Here is a 5,831-nt window from a genome sequence, read left to right as displayed (position 1 = left end):
GACTCCTCGCCGTCGGCATCCTCGTCCTCGTCAGATCGGGGCGATCGTCGCGATGGGGGTCCTCGGCGCTGTGCAGCGTCGTCGGGCGATCCGAGCGCTCTCCACCCGGCCGGAGGGCCGACGGACGTTCTGGGTGCTCGTCGTGACCGAGCTCGCGGTGATGGGCGTGGCGTCCGGGTTCGCGGCAGCGCTCGGGCGGACCGAGACGCCGACCGACCAGATCGCGCTGAGCAAGACGACCGACCCGACGCCGGCCGAGCTCCTCACCGACGACCCGCTGCCCCACGCGCCCGGCGCCTGGGGCTGGCTGACCGCGTGGAACGTCGACCTCTTCTGGCTCATGGCGGCCGTCCTGCTCGCCGCCACCTACACGGCCGGGGTCGTTCGACTGCGCCGCCGCGGTGCGACGTGGCCGGTCCGACGCTCGGTCGCAGCGGGCATCGCCGTCGTGTGTCTGGTCCTCGCGACCTCGGGCTCGCTCCACACGTACGACCGGTTCCTCGTGTCGGCGAACGTCGGTGCGCACGTGCTGCTCGGTCTGGTCGTCCCGGCGCTGGCGTGGGCGGCTGCGCCCGTCCGGCTCGTCCGGGCTGCGGTCCACCCGCGCGACGACGGCAGTACGGGGGTGCGCGAGTGGACCGGCGTGCTCGTGGACAACGCCGTCGTGCGCTACCTCGTGCAGCCGTTCCCGGCCTTCGTCCTGCTCGCCGCGGTGTGGTGGGTGTACTTCGACACCCAGGTGCTCCGTTGGTCGGTGAGCGACCCCACCGGGCGCACGGTGGTCGACGTCGTGTTCCTGCTCGTCGGGATCATCGCGCTGCCGGGGCTGCTCACACCCGTCGCTGCCGGAGCGGGTCGTGCCACACGGTCGGCGGCGGTCGTGCGGATCGTCGGCGGGGTCGTCGTCGCCGCCGGGCTCGTGTCCCTCGGCGTCGCGATGCGCGGGCCGCTGGGGCTGCTGCAGGCGTCGTGGTTCGGTGCGATGGGCCGGACGTGGGGGCCGGACCCGCTCGTGGACCAGGCTCGCGGCGGCGCGGTGCTCGTGGTCGCGGGGGTCGCACTGCTGGTCCTGGTCGTCGTCGTGGTGCTCGTGCGGCTCCGTCGGGACGGAGCCGCGACGGCCACGACGGTCGCCGGGGCCGGGGCCGGGGCCGGGGCGTCGCGGCCGGCGGTCCCGCGGTTCGTGCGCGGCGAGGCTGCCGCACCGGACGACGGAACCGACGTCGAACACGGCGGTCGCGTGGTTCGAGGTCGGGATCATGGTTCGACGTCGAGCCACATCGCGGACCCGGACGACGACTTCGACGACGAGAGCCCCGACAGCGACGTCGCCCGGACGGAGTCGGCCGACCACGTCGACGCGCCGGGCACCGAGGCGGAGGCGATCCGCGCCTCCCGACCGGGTCCCGACCACGGGGCGGGCGCACCGTGACGGTCGAGCTCAGTGCCGAGCAGCGGGCGGTCTTCGAGTACATCGAGCACACCCGTGACCACGTCTTCATCACCGGGCGCGCGGGTACCGGCAAGTCGACCCTGCTGAACCACCTGTCGTGGCACACCGAGAAGCAGGTGGTGATCTGCGCCCCGACCGGGGTCGCGGCCCTGAACGTCGGCGGACAGACGATCCACTCGCTGTTCCGGCTGCCGATCGGCCTCATCGCCGACGCCGAGCTCCGGCAGGGCCCGGACACCCGCAAGCTCCTCAACACGATCGACACCCTCGTGATCGACGAGGTCTCGATGGTGAACGCCGACCTCCTCGACGCGATGGACCGATCGCTCCGCAAGGCCCGCGGCCGGCAGTTCGAGGCCTTCGGCGGCGTGCAGGTCGTCATGTTCGGTGACCCGTACCAGCTGCCACCGGTGCCGGGCGACGGGGACGAGCGCGCCTACTTCACCGACCACTACCGGTCGATGTGGTTCTTCGACGCGAAGGTCTGGCTCGAGGCCGAGCTGCACATCGTCGAGCTCGCGACCGTGCACCGGCAGCGGGATGACGCCTTCGCGGCGATGCTCACCGCCGTGCGGCACGGACGGGTGACCGCGGACATCGCCGGCCGGCTCAACGCCGCCGGCGCGCGGTCGGCTCCCGACGACGCGATCACCCTCGCCACCCGGAACGACACGGTGGCCCGGATCAACAAGGCCGCCCTCGATCGGCTGCCCGGCAAGGTCAAGACCGCACGTGCCGACGTCAACGGCGACTTCGGCGGGCGGAACTTCCCGGCGGACGAGGCCCTCGAGCTGAAGCCGGGCGCGCACGTCATGTTCCTCCGCAACGACCCCGACCAGCGCTGGGTGAACGGGACGCTCGGCGTCGTCACGACCATCCGCGACACCGTCTGGGTGGACGTCGACGGGGAGTCCTTCGAGGTCCAGCCCTCCGTGTGGGAGAAGTTCAAGTACTCCTACGACCCGGACAAGAAGGAACTGAAGAAGGACACCGTGGGGGAGTTCCAGCAGTTCCCGCTCCGCCTCGCGTGGGCGGTGACGATCCACAAGTCGCAGGGGAGCACCTACGACCGGGCCGTGGTCGACCTCGGCAACCGCGTGTTCAGCGCCGGGCAGACGTACGTCGCGCTGTCGCGGCTGACCTCCCTCGACGGCCTCTACCTGACGCGTCCGTTGCGGCCGCAGGACATCATCGTCGACCTCGACGTCCGGCGCTTCATGTCCGAGGCACCGCGTGTGGTCGCGACGGAGCTCGAGGCGGCGCCACGAGCGGACGGGGCCTGAGCGGCGCCGGCGGTGTGACGCCCGATCGGCCGACGGTGTGACGGCCGACGGCCGATCGGCTGACGGCTGGCGGCCGACGGCTGGCGGCCGACGGCTGGCGGCTGGCGGTTGGTGGCAGCGCGGACCCGCCCGACGGCACCGTTCGGTCAGGGTTGGTCAGCTGTGCGCAGCCTCCGCGTGCAGCAGGTCGCGGTTGTCGCGGTCGGCTCGCAGGGCTCGCAGGTTCTCGCGGTCGGCACCGAGCGCGGTGACCAGCAGGATGAACCCGACGACGGCGTGGAACCCGTTGTCGACGCCGTTCAGCGCGAAGACGTTCGCCGAGGTGTTCGAGAAGAAGAAGCCGTACAGGGCGAGCACGATCAGCACGATGCCGGCGAGGAGGTTCAGGTTGCGCGACCCGATGGTCGTCCCGAGTCCGCCGATGAGCATCGCGGCGGCGAGGAGCGTCCAGACGAGGCACAGCGCGGGGTTCACGAGGAACACGCCCCACAGGAAGCCGCCGTCGTTGCCGAAGAAGGCGTGGCCGCCGTCACCGGCGAAGAAGAAGCCCAGGATGCCCCAGATCGCCAGGATCGCACCGACGGTCAGGGCCAGGCCCCGGTTCGGTGAAGCGGTGATGCCCGGTTCCTTGATGGCCACGTCGGTCTCCTCCTCGTCCACGCCCGGCGACCAGTACGCCGGGACGTTGCTCGCGGGCCGTGACGCCACGCGTTTCCCAGCGTCCGACCTGCTCGCCAACGGTATCGTGTCCGACCCCGACCGACCGAATCCTGCGGCCTGCCCGGACCCGTCCGACGGACGGCCACGGAGGCGGCCGACGAGCCGGACGACGACCCCTGTCAGCACGACCCCGAGGAGGACCAGACCGGTGACGCGGACACCAGTTCCAGGCCCCGTCGTCTCGCGGCGGGGACGGTGGGCGCTGCTGTCGGCTCTCGGGTTCGTGATCGTGCCTCTCGTGTACGCGGTCGCCGTGTTGACGCCGCTCGGTCAGCGGGCGGAGGACGCCGCGCTCGGCGGCGTCCGTGAGTCCGACCTGTTCGGGTCGGACACGGCACTCAACGTCATCTCGGTGCCGGTGATCCTGTTGCTCGTCGTCGTGATGGTCGCCGTGGCGTTCGCCCGACGACGTCTGGCGGTGGGGCTCGGAGCCGGAGTCGTCGTGCTCGCGTCGGCAGCGACCTCGACGCTCGTCAAACATATCGCCGTGCGCCCGGAGATCGCCCAGTCGACGACGCCGAACTCGTTCCCGTCCGGACACGCGACGATCGCCCTCGCCGCGCTGTTCGGTGTCCTCATGGTCACGCCCCGGCGGTGGCGACCACTCATCACCATCGTGGGGGCGGCCTACGCGGTCTTCGTGGCGAACCAGACCGTCGTCTACGGCTGGCACCGGGTGAGCGACATCGTGGGCGCCTCGGCGATCGCGCTGTTCTGGACCGGCCTGGTGCGGGCAGCGGGCCCCCGGGTCGACCGGGGTGAGCGCGGGGACCGTGACGGACGGCGAGGTCCACGGCGCCTGGTCGGCATCGTGCTGCTCGTCGCGCTCGGCCTCGCGCTGGCGGTCGGGGTCGCTGCGCTGGCCGTCGGGTTCTCGGGCACGGCGCACGACCACGCGGCGCTCCTGCTGGCGGGCCGGCTCGCGTCGAGTGCGAGCATCCTCGCGGTGGTCGCCACGGTCTGGTTCGCGGACGGGATGCACCCGGCGCCCAGGGCGGACGCAGCGGCTCGCCCGTGACGGTCAGCGCGGTCGCGCAGCCGACGCGCGCAGCAGAGGCTGCGGCCCGCCCGGAGCGGGCAGTGCTGTCGCGCCGCCGACGCACACAGCGGGCGCGGTCCTCCGCTGCACTGGCGGGAATGTCTCCGCGTGCGCTACGTTGTACCCGGCAAGTCGATGCAAACGCATTGAAAAGCGAAGGGCAGCACACCATGCAGTTCGGGATCTTCACGGTCAGCGACGTCACGACCGACCCCACCACCGGGACGACCCCGGACGACACCCAGCGCGTGAAGGACATCCTCACGATCGCCGAGCACGCCGACCAGGCGGGCCTGGACGTCTTCGCCACGGGTGAGCACCACAACCCGCCGTTCGTCGCGTCGAGCCCGACGACGATGCTCGGCTACCTCGCCGGACGCACGAAGCACATCACGCTGTCGACGTCGACGACGCTCATCACCACGAACGACCCGGTGCGCATCGCCGAGGAGTACGCGATGCTCCAGGTCATCTCCGACGGCCGCATGGACCTCATGATGGGCCGCGGCAACACCGGCCCGGTGTACCCGTGGTTCGGGCAGGACATCCGGCAGGGTGTCAACCTCGCGATCGAGAACTACGCGCTGGTCCGTCAGCTGTGGGAGAACGACGTCGTGAACTGGCAGGGGAAGTTCCGCACTCCGCTGCAGGGCTTCACCTCGACCCCGCGTCCCCTCGACGGCGTGCCTCCGTTCGTCTGGCACGGCTCGATCCGCACCCCGGAGATCGCCGAGCAGGCCGCCTACTACGGCGACGGATTCCTCCACAACAACATCTTCTGGCCGATCCAGCACACCGAGCAGATGGTCGGCCTCTACCGCCAGCGCTTCGAGCACTACGGTCACGGTCGCGCGGACCAGGCGATCGTCGGGCTCGGCGGCCAGTTCTTCGCGCGCAAGAACTCGCAGGACGCGTGGGACGAGTTCCGTCCGTACTTCGACAACGCACCGGTCTACGGGCACGGCCCCTCGATGGAGGACTTCACCGCACAGACCCCGCTCACCGTGGGTTCCCCGCAGCAGGTCGTCGACCGGTACGCGACCATGAAGGACCACGTCGGGCACTACCAGCGCCAGCTGTTCCTGGTGGACCACGCCGGCCTGCCGCTGAAGACGGTGCTCGAGCAGATCGACATCCTCGCCGAGGACATCGTCCCCGAGCTCCGCAAGATCAACGACGACGGCCGTCCGGCCGACGTGCCGTCCGACCCGCCGTCGCACGCGGACCGCGTGGCCGCGGCCATGGCAGCCGGCACGGTCGGCAGTGACCACGTCGCCGCCGAGGACGAGTGGACGGGCGCGTCCGTCTGATCGCGTGACCGCACGACGGCCTGGAG

At 71.3% G+C, this 5,831-nt stretch carries 5 protein-coding genes; 4 read left to right on the top strand and 1 reads right to left on the bottom strand.

The annotated features are described in order from the left end of the window. The coding region (locus I59_RS19685; protein WP_222835004.1) for a cytochrome c oxidase assembly protein at positions 1–1,432 on the top strand (1,432 nt) is incomplete at its 5' end. Beyond that, complete coding sequence (locus I59_RS09955; RefSeq protein ID WP_022903742.1) at positions 1,429–2,736, top strand: ATP-dependent RecD-like DNA helicase; 1,308 nt, start codon at positions 1,429–1,431, stop codon at positions 2,734–2,736. The genes I59_RS19685 and I59_RS09955, both read left to right, overlap by 4 nt. Positions 2,737–2,892: 156 nt before the next feature. On the opposite strand, the gene I59_RS09950 is transcribed toward I59_RS09955, so the two are convergent. Further along, a complete protein-coding gene (locus I59_RS09950; RefSeq protein WP_022903741.1) occupies positions 2,893–3,444 on the bottom strand; it encodes a DUF4383 domain-containing protein in 552 nt (183 codons plus the stop codon). Positions 3,445–3,679: 235 nt separating this feature from the next. Here I59_RS09950 and I59_RS09945 point away from each other — a divergent pair, with 235 nt between their 5' ends. Both I59_RS09945 and I59_RS09940 read left to right on the top strand, forming a co-directional pair. Next, positions 3,680–4,474 (top strand): phosphatase PAP2 family protein, encoded by a 795-nt coding sequence (locus I59_RS09945; protein ID WP_022903740.1) that lies wholly within the window; start codon positions 3,680–3,682, stop codon positions 4,472–4,474. Positions 4,475–4,665: 191 nt separating this feature from the next. Next, positions 4,666–5,805 (top strand): CE1758 family FMN-dependent luciferase-like monooxygenase, encoded by a 1,140-nt coding sequence (locus tag I59_RS09940; protein ID WP_022903739.1) that lies wholly within the window; start codon positions 4,666–4,668, stop codon positions 5,803–5,805. Positions 5,806–5,831: the final 26 nt, after the last annotated feature.

Source organism: Curtobacterium sp. B8, from assembly GCF_000333315.1.
Classification (GTDB): Bacteria; Actinomycetota; Actinomycetes; order Actinomycetales; family Microbacteriaceae; genus Curtobacterium; species Curtobacterium luteum.
The sequence above is the reverse complement of the archived record's forward strand: the minus strand, read 5'-3'. Positions and strand labels throughout refer to the sequence as shown.